The 16,470-nt window shown below is 63.7% G+C and carries 10 protein-coding genes; 4 read left to right on the plus strand and 6 right to left on the minus strand.

Features of this window, described 5'->3' with window-relative positions; genetic code table 11:
• The first annotated feature begins 182 nt into the window (after nt 1-182).
• Both RHIZ70P_RS15575 and RHIZ70P_RS15580 read left to right on the plus strand, forming a co-directional pair.
• A complete protein-coding gene (locus RHIZ70P_RS15575) occupies nt 183-1,214 on the plus strand; it encodes an aspartate-semialdehyde dehydrogenase (protein ID WP_115671399.1) in 1,032 nt (343 codons plus the stop codon).
• Between the two features lie 174 nt (nt 1,215-1,388).
• The gene (locus RHIZ70P_RS15580) at nt 1,389-2,210 is read left to right on the plus strand and encodes a lytic murein transglycosylase (protein WP_115671400.1); all 822 of its coding nucleotides are present in this window, start codon (nt 1,389-1,391) and stop codon (nt 2,208-2,210) included.
• A gap of 191 nt (nt 2,211-2,401) precedes the next feature.
• Here the strand turns inward: RHIZ70P_RS15580 and RHIZ70P_RS15585 are convergent, their stop codons facing one another.
• Entirely contained in the window at nt 2,402-3,043 is a 642-nt protein-coding gene (locus tag RHIZ70P_RS15585) for a carbonic anhydrase (RefSeq protein ID WP_115671401.1), read from the minus strand.
• Nucleotides 3,044-3,125: 82 nt separating this feature from the next.
• Complete coding sequence (gene pdxY, locus RHIZ70P_RS15590) at nt 3,126-4,004, minus strand: pyridoxal kinase PdxY (RefSeq protein ID WP_115671402.1); 879 nt, start codon at nt 4,002-4,004, stop codon at nt 3,126-3,128.
• Nucleotides 4,005-4,192: 188 nt separating this feature from the next.
• Here pdxY and RHIZ70P_RS15595 point away from each other — a divergent pair, with 188 nt between their 5' ends.
• Both RHIZ70P_RS15595 and RHIZ70P_RS15600 read left to right on the plus strand, forming a co-directional pair.
• The gene (locus RHIZ70P_RS15595; RefSeq protein ID WP_115671403.1) at nt 4,193-8,980 is read left to right on the plus strand and encodes an NAD-glutamate dehydrogenase; all 4,788 of its coding nucleotides are present in this window, start codon (nt 4,193-4,195) and stop codon (nt 8,978-8,980) included.
• A gap of 109 nt (nt 8,981-9,089) precedes the next feature.
• The gene (locus tag RHIZ70P_RS15600) at nt 9,090-10,427 is read left to right on the plus strand and encodes an MFS transporter (protein WP_115671404.1); all 1,338 of its coding nucleotides are present in this window, start codon (nt 9,090-9,092) and stop codon (nt 10,425-10,427) included.
• A gap of 51 nt (nt 10,428-10,478) precedes the next feature.
• Here the strand turns inward: RHIZ70P_RS15600 and purH are convergent, their stop codons facing one another.
• The 4 genes from purH to htpX all read right to left on the minus strand — a co-directional run bounded on the left by purH (nt 10,479) and on the right by htpX (nt 16,401).
• Nucleotides 10,479-12,095 (minus strand): bifunctional phosphoribosylaminoimidazolecarboxamide formyltransferase/IMP cyclohydrolase, encoded by a 1,617-nt coding sequence (gene purH, locus RHIZ70P_RS15605; RefSeq protein ID WP_115671405.1) that lies wholly within the window; start codon nt 12,093-12,095, stop codon nt 10,479-10,481.
• Nucleotides 12,096-12,191: 96 nt separating this feature from the next.
• A complete protein-coding gene (locus RHIZ70P_RS15610; RefSeq protein ID WP_115671406.1) occupies nt 12,192-13,868 on the minus strand; it encodes a heparinase II/III family protein in 1,677 nt (558 codons plus the stop codon).
• Nucleotides 13,869-14,056: 188 nt separating this feature from the next.
• Nucleotides 14,057-15,448 (minus strand): RsmB/NOP family class I SAM-dependent RNA methyltransferase, encoded by a 1,392-nt coding sequence (locus tag RHIZ70P_RS15615; RefSeq protein WP_115671407.1) that lies wholly within the window; start codon nt 15,446-15,448, stop codon nt 14,057-14,059.
• Nucleotides 15,439-16,401, minus strand: a complete 963-nt coding sequence (htpX, locus tag RHIZ70P_RS15620) for a zinc metalloprotease HtpX (RefSeq protein WP_115671408.1) — start codon at nt 16,399-16,401, stop codon at nt 15,439-15,441. The genes RHIZ70P_RS15615 and htpX overlap by 10 nt, the downstream gene beginning before the upstream one ends.
• Nucleotides 16,402-16,470: the final 69 nt, after the last annotated feature.

Genomic DNA, 16,470 nt, shown 5'->3' on the forward strand with positions numbered 1-16,470 from the left:
CGGCGCCGGGATGGACGAACGTATCTCGGTTTCATTCACGACCACAGCCAAAACGACGACGAAAACCGTCTGACGTCTCTGGCCCCCGCTCTCTCCCCGGCACGGCCGGGGACAAGGAAGGCGCGCTTTGCAGCGCGGCTCCCCCCTCACCACCCGAGGAGAGACAGAAAGAGAGCAATTTAATGGGTTTCAAGATCGCAATCGTAGGCGCCACCGGCAATGTCGGGCGCGAAATGCTCAATATCCTCTCCGAACGCGGGTTTCCGGCCGACGAAGTGGTAGCGCTCGCCTCGGCCCGTTCGCAGGGCACCGAAGTGTCCTTCGGCGACAAGGTTCTGAAGGTACAGAACCTCGAGAACTACGATTTCTCCGATACCGACATTTGCCTGATGTCCGCCGGCGGCACGATCTCGCAGAAGTGGTCGCCGAAGATCGGCGCCCAGGGCTGCGTCGTGATCGACAACTCGTCCGCCTGGCGCTACGACGCCGACGTTCCGCTGATCGTTCCGGAAGTGAACCCGGACGCCATCGTCGACTTCAAGAAGCGCAACATTATCGCCAATCCGAATTGCTCGACCGCCCAGCTCGTCGTCGCACTGAAGCCGCTGCATGACTTCGCCAAGATCAAGCGCATCGTCGTGTCGACCTATCAGTCGGTGTCGGGCGCCGGCAAGGAAGGCATGGATGAGCTGTTTACCCAGACGCGCGCCGTCTTCGTCGCCGACCCGATCGAGGCGAAGAAGTTCACCAAGCGTATCGCCTTCAACGTCATCCCGCACATCGACGTGTTCATGGAAGACGGCTACACGAAGGAAGAGTGGAAGGTTCTCGCCGAGACCAAGAAAATGCTCGACCCGAAGATCAAGGTGACCTGCACCGCGGTGCGCGTTCCCGTCTTCATCGGCCATTCGGAATCGGTCAATATCGAGTTCGAGAACGAAATCACCGCCGATCAGGCGCGCGACATCCTGCGCGAGGCACCCGGTTGCCTCGTCATCGACAAGCACGAGAACGGCGGCTACATCACCCCGATCGAATGCGCCGGCGAGGACGCGACCTTCATCTCGCGCATCCGCGAGGATGCAACCGTCGAGAACGGCCTCAACATGTGGATCGTCTCCGACAACCTGCGCAAGGGCGCGGCTCTCAACGCCGTTCAGATCGCCGAACTGCTGATCAATCGCGGCCTGATCAAGGCCAAGAAGGCCGCCTGACGGGACCAATGCCGGCTCCTCGCCCCGAAGTCGCGGGGGGCCGGCCCAAGGATCATCATTTCGTGATCGGCAATGCGGCGAAAGCAGCACTGAACCTGTAGAACCCGGCGTGACAGAATCAGCTGTCGCTGGCATGTTACGATCAAGTCAAATCGCAAGAATACGAGGCAATACATGCGACTGTCCAAGTTCCTGTCGGCGGCGTTTCTGTCGGCGGCCATGTTTTCGACCGTAGGCGGCGCCGCCCATGCGGCGCAATGCGGCAATTCGTCCGCCGGTTTCGAAGCCTGGAAGCAGGAATTCAAGTCGGAGGCCGCCGGCAGCGGCGTGAGCCCGAAGCTCCTCGACAAGGTGATGGCCAACGTATCCTACAGCAATGCCACGATCCGCGCCGATCGCGGCCAGAAGAGCTTCAAGCTGTCCTTTGACCAGTTCATGCAGAAACGCGGCGGCGCCACGATCATCTCCCGCGGCAAGAGCATGAAGAAGGGCAATGCGGCGCTGTTCGCCAGGATCGAACAGCGCTACGGCGTGCCGGCGGGACCGCTGATCGCGATCTGGGGCATGGAAAGCGGTTTCGGCTCCTTCATGGGCAAGGAACACATCCTCTCGGCCGCGGCGACGCTAGCCTATGACTGCCGCCGTTCGGAATTCTTCACCGACCAATTCTACGCGGCCCTGCAACTCGTCGGCAACGGCTCGCTGTCGATGTCGGCGCGGGGCGCGGCCCACGGAGAGATCGGCCAGACGCAGTTCCTGCCACGCAATGTGGTACGCTACGGAGCAGATGGCGATGGTGACGGAAGGATCGACCTGGTGAGCTCGCGCGCCGATGCGCTGGCCTCGACCGCCAACTTCCTGCGTGGCCATGGCTGGCAGGCCGGTGGCGGCTACCAGCCAGGCGAGGCGAACTACGGTGCGCTCCAGCAGTGGAATGCCGCAACCGTGTACCAGCAGGCGATCGCCCATATCGGCGCACGTATCGACGGCGAGTAAAAGCGCCTTCAAGTGTCCTGCAAGGAAGGCCGCTCAGGCCTTCCGATCGGGTGCGTGCGATACGGTCATGGGCGGCCTCACAGGCCAACTCAAGCGCCTGGATGAAATCGGCTTGCCGGGACGATAGCCCCGTGGCTCTCGGACACGGCTCCGGAGCAAGAGGAATCGTGGTCCCTCACGCGAACAAAGGCTTATCCTTCGAGGCGAACGAAGTCCCGGCTATCCGGATCCATGATCCACAATTCGCCATTGGCGATGTCGAACCAGGCGCCATGGATCTGGAGCTTGCCGCGCTCCTCGAGAATCTTCACGCAAGGGAAAGTGCGCAGATTGGCGATGGAATTGCGGATGGAGATGCGCTCCAGCGCGGTCTGCCGCTCGGTCGCGGTCATCACCGAATTGCCCTGGATCTGTTCGGCGGCGGTGCTGACCAGCCCCATCCACTTGCCGATGAAATCACCCGGCGAAAGCGGCTCGGCATTGGGATCGAGCGCGGCGCGGATACCGCCACAGCGGCCGTGACCCATCACGATGATGTCTTTCACCCGCAGGGCTTGGACCGCGAATTCCAGTGCCGCCGATGTGGAGTGGTACTGTCCGTCCGGCTCGTAGGGCGGCACCATGTTGGCGACATTGCGCACGACGAACAGTTCGCCCGGACCGGCATCGAAGATCGTCTCGGGGGCGGCCCGGCTGTCGCAGCAGGCGACGACCAGGGTGTGCGGCTTCTGTCCCTGGTCAGCCAGAACACGATAGCGTTCTCGCTCGTCGACATAGCGACCGCTCATGAAGTTGCGATAACCGTTCAGCAGGGACGTTGGGAAGCGCTTCATGGCTTTCCGATTAGCGCGAGCCGGCGCCGATGGCAACAGCTTCGCGCAAGCTTCAGACACAAACCGGCAATGCGCGCCACGCTCAGCTGCGCCTCGGCCGCTGGGCGGGGTGCAGCAAATGGCGCATCTGCACCATGGCCATCGGCGTGGAGAGGCTGGAGGCGTCGCTTTCGAGCGTCAGTTCGTCGCCACCGCGCTTGGCGGTGCGCGCGAGGATTTCGAAGACGCTGGCCGTGGTCAGTTGCAGGGCCCGCTCCTCCGGCACGCCCGCCAGCAGGCGCGCCAGGAAAAGGGCCGAGGTCAGGTCTCCCAATCCGTTGGGCGGATTGTCGATCAAGCGATGCTCGGCGAGAAGGGCGTGTTTTCCACTGAGATACAGATTGCCGGTGCCGCCTGCCATCATCGGTACGGCCGACGTGACCAGCATGCGCGACGGGCCGAGCGACAGGGCCGCCTCCATGATCTCCGCATTGGTCGACAGCCTGGCACCGACCAGCCATTCGAGCTCGTAGCGATTGGGCGTGGCGACTGAGGCAAGCGGGATCAACGCATCGCGGATCGCCACCGCCGTCTCCTCGCCGAGATAGAGACCGCCGACATCGCCCATGACCGGATCGCAGACATAGAGCAGGTCGGGATCCCGCGCCCGCAGGGCCCGCACCAGCCGCGCGACCGCTCGCGGCTGCGCGGCATTGCCGAAATAGCCGGTCAAGACCGCCTTGACCTCGCCGAGCCACGGCGCGCCGATGAGATCGTCGATCGCGTGATCGAATTCACTCTCGCCAAAGGTGAGCCGGGTCGATGGCCCGTGGCCGGGATGCCAGGGAAGCACGACGGTCGGCAAGGCCCAGACGGGAAAGCCGAGGCTTTCGAGCGCAAAGACGGCAGCCCTGTTGCCGACCGAACCACGCACGACGTGACTCGAAATGACGATGACCGCGCCGGGTGCCTGCTCTGCCATGACTACCTATCCCTCTTGGTGCCGCCGTTGATCGGGCAAAAGGCCCGCGACCGTCAATCACGGCCTGCAAGTTATCGCCTATCCCAATGCCGGAAATTTCCATAGGAATCGAGAAGCCATCTATGTCTTGGTAAGGTCTTTTGTTGTACAAACGTGCAACATGCGAATGACATTGGAGGGAGTGAACAATGGTCGCGAGCAAGAAATCCCGGCGGGAGCAGCAGTTCGAAAGCGCACGCCAAATCGCAGCGGCCGCCGGCGAAGCTTTTGTCGACCCGGGAATTCTCTTCGGCCGTGCCAGCAATGACGATCTCGACCTCTACACCCCGGACATGCTGGCCGTCTCGGCCATTCGCGCGGCAGCGGACCTTGCCGCATGGGACGGCGAGGCTCCCCGAATCGCGATCGAGACCTCAACCAAGGTGACCCTGGACGGCGCTGCCGTCAGCATCCTGTCGATCGTCGACCGCAACAAGGCCTTTCTCTATGATTCGGTGATGGGCGAGGTCACTAGCCTCTACCGCGACATTTCCATGGCGGTCCATCCCATCCTGACGCTGGCCGAAGGTGGAGAGGTCAGCCTCTCCACACCGGAAGACGAGGCCGCCGGCGCCACAAGGGTGAGCTACATGCAGATCCACCTGGCGCCACTCAGCCCGGAACAGGCGAGGGCGCTGGAGCAGCGTCTTTCCGGCGTGCTTGCCGCGGTCAAGCTGGCCTTTACCGGCTGGAAGCCGATGCTTGCCCTGCTCGATTCGGCGATGCAGGAACTCGCGACGACAGTCGCCGGCCGCCGCAAGGCGGACCGCGACGAGGCGCTCGCCTTTCTCGACTGGCTGCGCAAGGACAATTTCACCTTTCTCGGCATGCGCGAATACATCTATTCCGGGGAAGGCGCGAACGCCAAGGTCGAGCGCAGCCTCGGCCAGGGGCTGGGCATCCTCTCCGACCCGGACGTTCTGGTATTGCGTCAGGGCAAGCATGCGGTGACCACGACGCCGGAAATCCTCGCCTTCCTGCAGGGCCCGGACTTCCTCATCGTCACCAAGGCCAACGTCAAATCGGTGGTCCACCGGCGTGCCTATATGGATTATGTCGGCATCAAGCGCTTCGGGCCCGACGGCAAGGTGATCGGCGAACTGCGCATCGTCGGCCTGTTCACGGCAACCGCCTATACGCGCTCGGTCAACCAGATCCCCCTCCTGCGCGCCAAGGTCGACAAGGTCATCAGCCATTTCGACTTCGACCCGCAGAGCCATTCCGGCCGTATCCTCGAAAACACGCTGGAATCCTATCCGCGCGACGACCTGTTCCAGATCGATACCGAGCTTCTGGCGAAATTCTGCGAACAGATCAACGATCTCGCCGAACGGCCGCGCGTGCGCGTCCTGCCGCGCATCGACCAGTTCGACCGCTTCGTGTCACTGATCGTCTATGTGCCGCGTGAAGACTACAACTCGATCGTCCGCGAAAAGATCGGCAACTATTTCAAGACCGTCTATGACGGGCATGTCTCTGCTTATTACCCGGCTTTCCCGGAGGGCGGCGTGGCCCGCGTCCACATCATCATCGGACGTTCCGAAGGCAAGACGCCGCGCATCGCCCAGGCCAAGCTGGAGGAAGCGGTCCGCAAGATCACGGCCCGCTGGGACGACCGTTTTGCCGCACTGGCCGGCAGCGACGCGCCGAAGCTTTCCGTTACCCAGGCCTTCCAGGAGGCCTTCACCGCCGAAGAAGCGGTGGAGGACCTGCGCCACGTGAAGGCTTGCCGCGACGGCGCGCCGATCTCCATCGCCTTTCATGAGGTCGAAGGCGAGGATCATCCGCTGCTCTATCTGAAGATTTTCCATGCCGGCGCTCACCTGCCGCTCTCGCGCCGCGTGCCGCTGCTCGAAAACCTGGGCTTCAACGTCATCAGCGAACGCACTTTCGACATCGGCCTGGACGAGGGAACGGATCAGGAAGGGCTCGTCGTGCTGCACGACATGGAACTGCAGGTTCAGGGCGGCCGCGGCTTCGACATCGCCGCGCAGGGCGAACTGATCGAGGAAGCCTTCGTCCTGGCGTTCACCGGCATGCTCGACAATGACGCATTCAACCGACTGGTCATGACCGCCGGCCTGACGGCCCGCCAGGCAAACGTGCTGCGGGCCTATGCCGCCCATCTGCGCCAGTGCGGTTTCGTCTATTCGCCGCGCCATATCGCCGATACGCTCTTCAAGCATCCCGCCATCGCCGCGGGCATTCTGGGCCTGTTCGAGCTGACCTTCGATCCGAAGCTTTCCGACAAGGCGCGCCAGCGCAAGAAGCAGGAGGCGCGCGCCGAACTCGAGGCCGCGCTCGCATCGGTGCCTAGTCTCGACGAAGACCGGATCCTGCGCCGATACGTCAACTCGGTCGACGCGACCCTGCGCACCAACTATTTCCAGCCGGCTTACACCACCGGCCATCGTCCGATGCTGGCCTTCAAGTTCGATCCGCAACGCCTCGAAGGCCTGCCGGAGCCCAAGCCTTTCCGCGAGATCTTCGTCTACGGGGTCGAGGTCGAGGGCGTTCACCTTCGGTTCGGCAAGGTCGCCCGCGGCGGTCTGCGCTGGTCGGACCGCGCCCAGGACTATCGCACCGAGGTGCTTGGCCTCGTCAAGGCACAGCAGGTGAAGAACGCGGTGATCGTGCCGGTCGGCGCCAAAGGCGGCTTCTTCCCCAAGCAGCTGCCGGTCGGCGGCAGCCGCGATGCCTGGCTTTCCGCCGGGACCGAAGCCTATAAAACCTATGTGACGACGATGCTGTCGATCACCGACAACATCGTGGGCGGCGATGTCGTGCCGCCGACCGACACCGTCCGTCTCGACGAGGACGATCCCTATTTCGTCGTCGCCGCCGACAAGGGCACCGCCACCTTCTCCGATACCGCCAACGGCCTGGCGCAGGCCGCCGGCTTCTGGCTGGATGATGCCTTTGCCTCCGGTGGATCGGCGGGCTACGACCACAAGAAGATGGGCATTACCGCAAGGGGTGCCTGGGAAGCGGTCAAGCGCCACTTCCGCGAGATGAACATCGACATCCAGACGACGCCTTTTACCGTTGCCGGCGTTGGCGACATGTCGGGCGACGTATTTGGCAACGGCATGTTGCTGTCGGAGAAGATCCGTCTCGTCGCTGCTTTCGACCATCGTGACATCTTCATCGATCCCGACCCGGACACATCCACCTCCTTTGCCGAGCGCAAGCGCATGTTCGGCCTGCCGCGCTCGAGCTGGCAGGACTATGACAGGAAGCTCCTCTCCAAGGGCGGAATGATCATTTCCCGCACCGAGAAATCGGTCACGCTGACGCCCGAGGCAGCCGCCGCGATCGGTCTCGACAAGACGGTGGCAACGCCGTTCGACATCATGAACGCCATACTGAAGGCCCCGGTCGATCTTCTCTGGTTCGGCGGCATCGGCACCTACATCAAGGCACCCGACGAGGCGGACGCCGAAGTCGGTGACCGCGCCAATGACGCTATCCGTGTCACCGGTGGGGAGGTGCGTGCCAAGGTGATCGGCGAGGGCGCCAATCTCGGCGTCACCCAGAAGGGGCGCATCGCCTATGCGCTTGCCGGAGGCCGCCTCAATTCGGACGCGATCGACAATTCCGCCGGTGTCAATTCCTCCGACGTCGAGGTCAACATCAAGATCGCCTTTTCCTCGGCTCTCACCGAAAAGCGGTTGAGCCGCGACAAGCGTGACAAGCTGCTCGCCGAGATGACCGACGAGGTGGCCTCGCTGGTCCTGCGCAACAATTACCTCCAGACGCTGGCGATCTCGCTTATCGAGCGAAAGGGCACCGCCAATCGCGAAGAGCTCGGCCGCCTGATGACCTATCTGGAAGAGCTCGGCCGGCTGAACCGCAAGGTCGAGGTTTTGCCGGACGATGCGACACTTTCGGAGCGCTATGCGTCGGGCAAGCCGCTGACGCGGCCCGAGATCGGCGTTCTGCTCTCCTATGCCAAGATCGTGCTGTTCGACCAGCTGGTCGCTTCCGACCTTCCGGACGATCCCTATTGCGAGAGCGCCCTTACCCACTACTTCCCCGCCAAGATGCGCAAGACGTTTGCTGCCGACATTTCCGGGCATCGCCTCCACCGCGAGATCATCGCGACCGTGCTGGCGAACCACGCGATCAACCGCGGCGGTCCGGGCTTCATCGCGGCAATCGGCGATGCGACAGGCGCCCTGCCGCCGCAGATCGTCAAGGCCGCGCTCATCACCCGCGACGGCCTGGGCCTTCCGGCCATATGGGACAAGATCGACGCGCTGGATGCGAAGATACCCGGCGAGGCGCAAAACAGGCTGCATGCCATTGCCGCCCGCGTCTATGCCGGAACGACGCGCCTCTTGGTCGAGACGGGCATGGCCACAGGCGACCTCTCCGAGGCCCTGGCACGGCTCAAGACTGCCGTGAAGGCGTCGAAGCAGGCCTTCGGAACAACCCTTCCGGCCCATCTGAAGACCATGCTCCAGCACGAGGTCGGTGAACTGGTCGAGGCGGGCGCGCCGGCCGATCTGGCCGAGGAGGTGGTCGGACTGTTGACGCTGGTGCTGGTGCCCGAAGTGATGCAGATCGCGGCGCGTACGCAGGCACCGCTGGCAAGGGTGGTGGAGGGTTACTTCGCCGTTTCCGACGTCTTCCGCATCGACCGGATTCTGCTCGCCGGCAGCCGCATCGTCAGCAATGATCACTATGAAAGCCTCGCTCTCGCCCGCAGCCTCGATCAGATCGCCGCGGCACGTCGCAATATCGTCGTCTCGGCCTTCACCCGCCACGGCGGGGAAAAACAGCCGGTCGAGGCGTGGATCTCGGCGGCACGGCAAAGGGTCGAGCGCCTCGGCGGCGAGCTGGCGGCACTGAGCGAAACCAGCGACACCAGCCTGGCGAAGATCACCGTGGCCGCCGGCCTGCTGAGTGACCTTGCGAACGACGGGACAAGATGACAGTCTCCGCCCCGAGATAGCGGGGAAGGGACTTCCTGTGACGGACTTGGCAGATGCGGCGGGCGACCGTCACCGAAGTGGAATCTACAGTCGTGGCGTGGTGGGCTGGATGCTGTTCGATTGGGCAGCCCAGCCCTTCTTCACGGTGATCACCACCTTCATCTTTGGCCCCTACTTCGTCTCGCGGATGACCAGCGATCCGATCGCCGCCCAGGCGACCTGGAGCAACATGGCGACGATCTCGTCGGTCATCATCGCCGTTCTGTCGCCCATCCTGGGCTCCATCGCCGACGAATCCGGCTCACGAAAACCGTGGATCGCCTTTTTCGCGGCGATCAAGATCGCCGCCCTCTGCCTGCTGTGGACCGCCGCGCCCGGCTCCTCGGTCGCCTTCATCGTCCTCCTGATGGTGCTGGCCACCACTGCGGCCGAATTCTCCATCGTGTTCAACGATTCGATGATGACCCGGCTCATCGGCCAGAAGGACGTCGGCCGCGTCTCCAACATCGCCTGGGGCATGGGCTATCTCGGCGGCATGATCGTGCTGATCAGCGTCGTGCTGTTCATCGCCGCGGGCCCGGAAACCGGCAAGACGATCCTCGGCACCACGCCGCTGTTCGGGCTCGATCCGGCAACGGGCGAGGATGCCCGCATCACCGGGCCGATCTCGGCTCTATGGTATCTGGTCTTTATCCTGCCCATGTTCTTCTTCACGCCCGATGCGACCCGCGGCAAGCCGCTGACCACGGCGGTACGCTCCGGTCTCGCAGAGCTCGGCAGCACGCTCAGGGAGCTGAAGCACAAGCCGGGCGTCTTCCGCTTCCTCGTCGGGCGAATGATCTATCAGGACGGCGTCAACGGCCTCTTGACGCTCGGCGGCATCTTCGCCGCGGCGATGTTCGGTTGGCATACGATGGAAATCGGCATTTACGGGATCATCCTCAACGTCATCGCCATCTTCGGCTGCGTGGCGGCGAGCTCGCTCGACCGCTGGCTCGGTTCGAAATTCGTCGTGGTGCTGGCGCTGCTGCTACTGCTGGCCGCCACGCTGGGCATGATCTCTACAGGGCCGGACTTTACCCTGTTTGGCCTGATCAACCTGCCGATCGGATCCACGGACGGCCTGTTCTCCACCCCGGCCGAAAAGGCTTATATCCTTTATGGCCTGCTGATCGGCATTTCCTTCGGCCCCGTGCAGGCCTCCTCGCGCTCCTATCTGGCGCGCAGCGTCAGCCCGGCGGAAGCCGGGCGCTATTTCGGCATCTATGCACTCTCCGGTCGCGCCACCAGCTTCATGGCGACGCTGTCCTTTTCGCTGCTCACCTACTGGACGGGATCGGCGCGCATCGGCATGGCGAGCCTGATCATCTTCCTGTTGGGCGGCCTCTTGATCCTGCTGAAGACGCCGTATCCCGCCGCCCATCCGGCAAGGCCGCTCGAGCCATGAAAAAAGGCCCGGTTTCCCGGGCCTTTGCTGGATAATCGATAAACTCCGCGATCAGTGGCGGAAGTGGCGGATGCCGGTGAAGACCATCGCCACATTGTGTTCGTCGGCAGCGGCGATGACTTCGGCGTCGCGCATCGACCCGCCGGGCTGGATGACGGCGGTGGCACCGGCGGCGATCGCCGCGAGCAGGCCGTCAGCGAAGGGATAGAAGGCTTCCGAGGCAACCGCCGAGCCCTTGGTCAGCGGCTCGGCAAGACCCAGCGCCTTGGCGGCATCCTCGGCCTTCAGCGCCGCGATGCGCGCGGAATCGACGCGGCTCATCTGGCCGGCGCCGATGCCGGCCGTCTGGCCGTCCTTGGCGTAAATCACGGCATTCGACTTGACGTGCTTGGCGATCTTGAAGGCGAACTTCATGTCTTCCAGCTCGGTCGGGGTCGGCGCGCGCCTGGTGACGACCTTGAGCTCGAGATCCTCTACCATCACATTGTCGCGCGACTGGACGAGAAGACCGCCGGAAACCGTCTTGGCGACGATGCCGCGGGCGCGCGGATCGGGCAGGGCGCCGGTCGTCAGCAGGCGCAGGTTCGGCTTGGCGGCAATGATGGCCTTGGCCTCGTCGCTGACGGACGGGGCAATGATCACCTCGGTGAACAGCTTGACGATTTCTTCCGCCGTTGCCGCATCGAGCATCTGGTTGAGGGCGATGATGCCGCCGAAGGCCGAGGTCGAATCACAGGCCAGCGCCCGCTTGTAGGCCTCCACCAGGCTCGGCCCGGTGGCCACGCCGCAAGGGTTGGCATGCTTGATGATCGCGCAGGCGGGGCCCTTTTCGGCAGGGAACTCGGCGACCAGCTCGAAGGCCGCGTCGGTGTCGTTGATATTGTTGTAGGAAAGCTGCTTGCCCTGCAAAAGGGTCGCGGTGGCAACCCCCGGCCGCTGGTCGCCGGTGACATAGAAGCCGGCGCTCTGGTGCGGGTTTTCGCCGTAGCGCATGGCTTCCTTCAGCGAGCCGCCGATGGCGCGGTACTGCGGCATGTCGATCGACAGCGCTTCGGCAAACCAGTTGGAGATCACCGCATCATAGGCTGCCGTGCGGGCAAAGGCCTTGGCGGCGAACTGCTGGCGCAGCGCATAGGTCGTCTGACAATCATCGGCCTTCAGTGCGTCGAGCAGGGCCGGGTAGTCGGACGGATCGGTCAGCACGGTGACATAGGCGTGGTTCTTGGCCGAGGCGCGGATCATCGCCGGGCCGCCGATGTCGATGTTCTCGACGGTCGTCGGATAGTCGCCGCCGGCGGCGCGGACTTCCTCGAAGGGATAGAGGTTGATGACCGCAAGATCGATGCTCTCGATGCCATGCTGGCGCATCGCGGCGACATGGTCCTCGTCGTCTCGGATGGCCAGCAGGCCGCCGTGCACGTTCGGATGCAAGGTCTTGACGCGGCCGTCCATGATTTCCGGGAAACCGGTGACCTCGGACACGTCGGTGACGGGCAGACCCGCGGCCGCGATCGCCTTGTGCGTGCCGCCGGTCGACAGCAGGCGAACGCCCATGGCGCTGAGCGCCTGCGCCAGTTCCACGATGCCGCTCTTGTCGGAGACCGACAGCAGGGCGGTGCGGATTTTCACGCGGTCGGGAACGGGGATTTTCTTGGATGCGACGGCCATGGTTCTGCTCCGATCTGATCTGCCGCGCCGCTTGAGATGGGAGATCGCGAGCGCGATGCCGCCGCCTAGCACAGCTGACCGGAGGATGGAACCATTCTATGCGTGATGGGCGAGAAACCAGCGTATTTCCGGCCCCTGGAAGACCACTTCCAGCTGTTGCGAGGGGCGGACCCCCGAGGCATCGGCGAAGAACACATCCTCGCCGATCGCAAGCGCACCCGCCGGAATGGAGAACGTCCAGCTCTCGCCGTCCTGGGCCAGCAGCCGCACCCGGCGCTCATCGATCCGCTCGAGCGTGATTGCCGGATGAATGTGGAAGCGAGCCATCGCCGGCTCCGCCGGGGCTTCGGTGCACGGCGTGCCATCCGGCTTGAGGAATCGGTCCCGCCCGGCGATCTTGTTGCCCGCCTCGTTGATCCGGATCTCGCGCTCGTGCAATAGGCCGAACTTGCTCAGATAGCCGTCATGACTCGCGCACAGGCGGTCACTCGCATCGGGTCCGGTCTGTCGCGAAACATCGACCTTCGACACGCCAGCGACCATGACCGGTCCGAGATAATCGGAGGTGGAGAACCTCGCTGAAGAGGCGGTGCCGATGCACACGGTCGAATGGGCGGCCGTGGTGCGCGCCAATTGCCTGAGCTTTTCGCCGGCAAAGCGCGGCAATCCGCTGTTGATGATGAATCGATGGCGTCCGGAGGAAAGCTCGAACGACAGGCAACCGGCATGGGCGGTTCGTGACAGTTCGGCGGAAATCGGCATGCCGGTATCGACCAGCAGAACCGTGCCGCCCGCCGCCATGCGATGATACTGCGAATGGGGCAGGGCCTTGAACGGCTGGCCGGCCGTCTCGTCATAGCGCAGCACGGACATCAGGTCATTGGCAAGCGTCGAGCTAGCGCCGTTGAACAGCGCGAGATCGCCGCTCTGATGACGGAAGAAGCGAATGGCCGGATACATGCGGTCGATCGCCGGGATCAGTTTCACCGGAACGTCGTGACCGAGATTGATATAGGTCTGCCTGAGCGGCAGCAGATCGAACAGCAGGTCGACGGCGGCTTGCGGATTGCGCGACACATGCCCGCCATCGGGAAGGATCTGCCGATCGATCTCGCGATCGAGTTCGCGCGCCGCCCGCCGGATTGCCGAGCCCCGCGCCTCCATCGAGATCGAGGCCATGGCAAGGGCGATGCGCAGCCGCAGGCGCGGAAGCCCTGCCGGAGCATATCGCGCACAGCGACGAAGATAACGGACCTGGAAGGAAAGACTGCCGAGAAAGCGCCGGTAAAAGCTGCTCTCGGCATCCTGAAGCACAACGGTGGAATGGGAGAGCCAGGCGATGATCCGCTGCGCGATGACGTCGACATCCCATGCTATTCCGTCGATACGCGAGCCGTGCAATTCGATCCAGTCATCGACCAGCGCCCTGGCATTGGCGCAGGCAGTGCTGCTCTTGTCGGAGCGTATGTGCCGCAGCCAGGAAAAGGCGTGCAATCGGACCGCGAAATGATGGGAGGGCAATTCCAGCAGGAAAGGCGGCTGGCTTCCGGCATCGAGAACCCGCCCGGCCAACGGAAAGCGCCCCTGGTAGATCTCTTCTGCGACGAAGGGATCGATGGCGCGCAGATCGGTCGGGGCAACGATCAGACGGGGCGGCACCGCGCCCGGCAGACCGACCGCCAGCGCCCGTGGCGGCGCGAGCCTGCACAGGACCCGGCGGCACGTTTCCGCGAGATAGAGATAGACCAGCCTCTGGCGTTGCGTCAGTCGCATCGTCTTTCCAAGCCGTGACGCTGGAACCGATCCGGAGTGGATGCCACGCATGGCCGTCCCGTCCCGATCCGCCCCATCGTCCGCCTCTTTGTTCGGATCCTGTCCGTCAACCTGTCGTCGCAGCACCTGCCCGACGAGCCGACGACCGCGCATTCCCTCAAAGTCTAACAATTCTGGTGAAATTTCCGTTAAATTTTAGCGATGACGCAAGCATAAAAGCCGTCAAGGCCACCGTCTGCGGCCAGCATGGCCGGGGTCGTGCGGATTTCGCCGCGCGGGGTGATGGCCTGTTCGAGACCGGGCCAGTCGGAAGCCTTCATCTCGACACGCCGAAAATCCGGACAATCGGCGAGCACCCGGGCCACCATATCCTCGCCTTCGAGCGGGTCCAGCGAGCAGTTGGAAAAGACCACCACCCCGCCCGACCCGACCAGAGTCAGGGCATGGCGCAACAGGCGTTCCTGGAGTTCCGCCAGCTTGGCAATATCGGCCGGCCCCTTGGTCCACGGCACGTCCGGATGGCGACGCATGGTACCGGTCGAGGAACAGGGCGCATCGAGCAGAACCGCGTCAAACGCTTGCTCGGGGCGAAAGTCGAGCAGGCTGGCCAGCACACAATCGGCTTCCAGGCCGAGACGGGCCAGATTGCCCTGTAGCCTTTTCAGGCGCGACTGTGATTGCTCGACCGCGGTCACTTCGGCGCCCAGGGCAATGAGCTGGGCGGTCTTGCCGCCGGGCGCCGCGCACAGATCGGCGACGCGTTTGCCACGAATGTCGCCAAACAGCCTGGCCGGAATGGCCGCCGCCGCGTCCTGGACCCACCATGCGCCTTCGTCGAACCCGTCGAGCGCCGGGATGGCGCCGCGGAACTTTTCCAGACGCACGCTGCCGGTCGGCAGCACCTTGCCGTTCAGCTTCTCGGCCCAGAGCGCCGCATCCTGCTTGACCGTCAGGTCGATGGCTGCCGGTTGCAGCTGGGCTTCGGCGATGGCAAGCGCTGTCTCGCGCCCGTAGACCTCCGTCAGCCGCTCGAAGAACCAGGAGGGGAGGCAGGGAAGCGAGGCGACGCTTGCAAGCAGCGCATCCTTCTCACGGCCGATCCGGCGAAGCAGAGCATTGACCAGCTTGGCGAAACGGCGATTGCGCGGATCACGATTGGCCTGTTCGACGGCGAGATCGACTGCGGAATGATCCGGAACATCGAGATAGAGCATCTGCGCGGCCGCGATGATCAGCAAGTGCTTGAGCGAACGGGCACCTTCCGGCAATGGCGTATCGAGCAGGCTGTCGAGGATCGCCTCGATGCGGGGGAGATGGCGGAGCGCGCTGTGCAGGATGGCCCGCACCAGCGCACGGTCGGCTTCGGAGAGATCGCGAACCGCAGGGTTGCCATGTTCGGCATCCAGCATGCCGTCGAGCGACGTCTTCTTGTCGAGCACCGCGCCGAGGATCTTGGTCGCGGCAATGCGCGCATCGAGCCCGGCCTTTTCGGCATGGTCAGTCCGCCGAGCCGAACCTGCTGGTCGTCCGGCTTTGAAATTCTTTGATTTTCCGCGCGATTTCTCGTCGTTCAAGACCATGGACCTTTGGGTGGTTCGGAGCCGCCGCGACCCCACCCGGTGTTCGGGACGGAACGCGCCTTACGTGGCGCATTAGCAGTGCGTTCCGGCCGCGTCGATCCCCCAGTTGCGCTTTCCTGCATGTCGAGCAGGGCGGCGATCCGGTTTTCCGTGTTCGGATGGGTGGAAAACAGGTTGTCCATGCGCTGGCCGGAGAGCGGATTGATGATGAACATATGGGCCGTCGCCGGATTGCGTTCGGCGTCGTCGTTTTCGATATGCGAGGCGTCCCCGGCGATCTTCGCCAAAGCCGAGGCCAGCCAGCGGGGATTACCGCAGATCTCGGCCCCGCGCCGGTCGGCGGCATATTCCCGGGTCCGGCTGATCGCCATCTGCACCAGCATGGCCGCGAGCGGCGCAACGATCATGGCAATCAGCACGCCGACGAAGCCGAGTGGATTGTTGCGGTCGTCGCGATTGCCGCCGAAGAGAAAGGCGAAGTTCGACAGCATGGAGATCGCGCCGGCAAGCGTCGCCGTCACCGTCATGGTCAGCGTGTCACGATTTTCCACATGCGCCAGTTCATGCGCCATGACGCCGGCCACCTCCTCCGGCGTGAGACGCTGCAGAAGTCCGGTCGAGGCGGCGACGGCCGCGTTCTGCGGATTGCGACCGGTGGCAAACGCATTCGGTTGCGGGTTGTCGAAGACATAGACCCGCGGCATGGGCAGGCCGGCATTGGCCGACAAATCGCGGACCATGCGGTAGAATTCTGGAGCGCTGCTCTCGTCGACCTCCTGCGCATGATAGGCGGACAACACCATGCGGTCGGAGTTCCAGTAGGAAAAGAAGTTCATGCCGGCGGCGACGACGAAGGCGATCAGCATGCCCGTCTGGCCACCGATCAGGTAGCCGACCCCCATGAACAGGGCCGTCATGAAGGCGAGCAGCATGGCGGTACGCATCATATTCATCGCTTCTCTCCGTCGGCAGGAACAATTCACGGCTTGGTTGGCGCGCCGGACTGCACTAGATGTAAATTG

Origin of the sequence: Paenirhizobium selenitireducens ATCC BAA-1503 (genome assembly GCF_900492185.1) — a bacterium.
Taxonomy (GTDB): domain Bacteria; phylum Pseudomonadota; class Alphaproteobacteria; order Rhizobiales; family Rhizobiaceae; genus Allorhizobium; species Allorhizobium selenitireducens_A.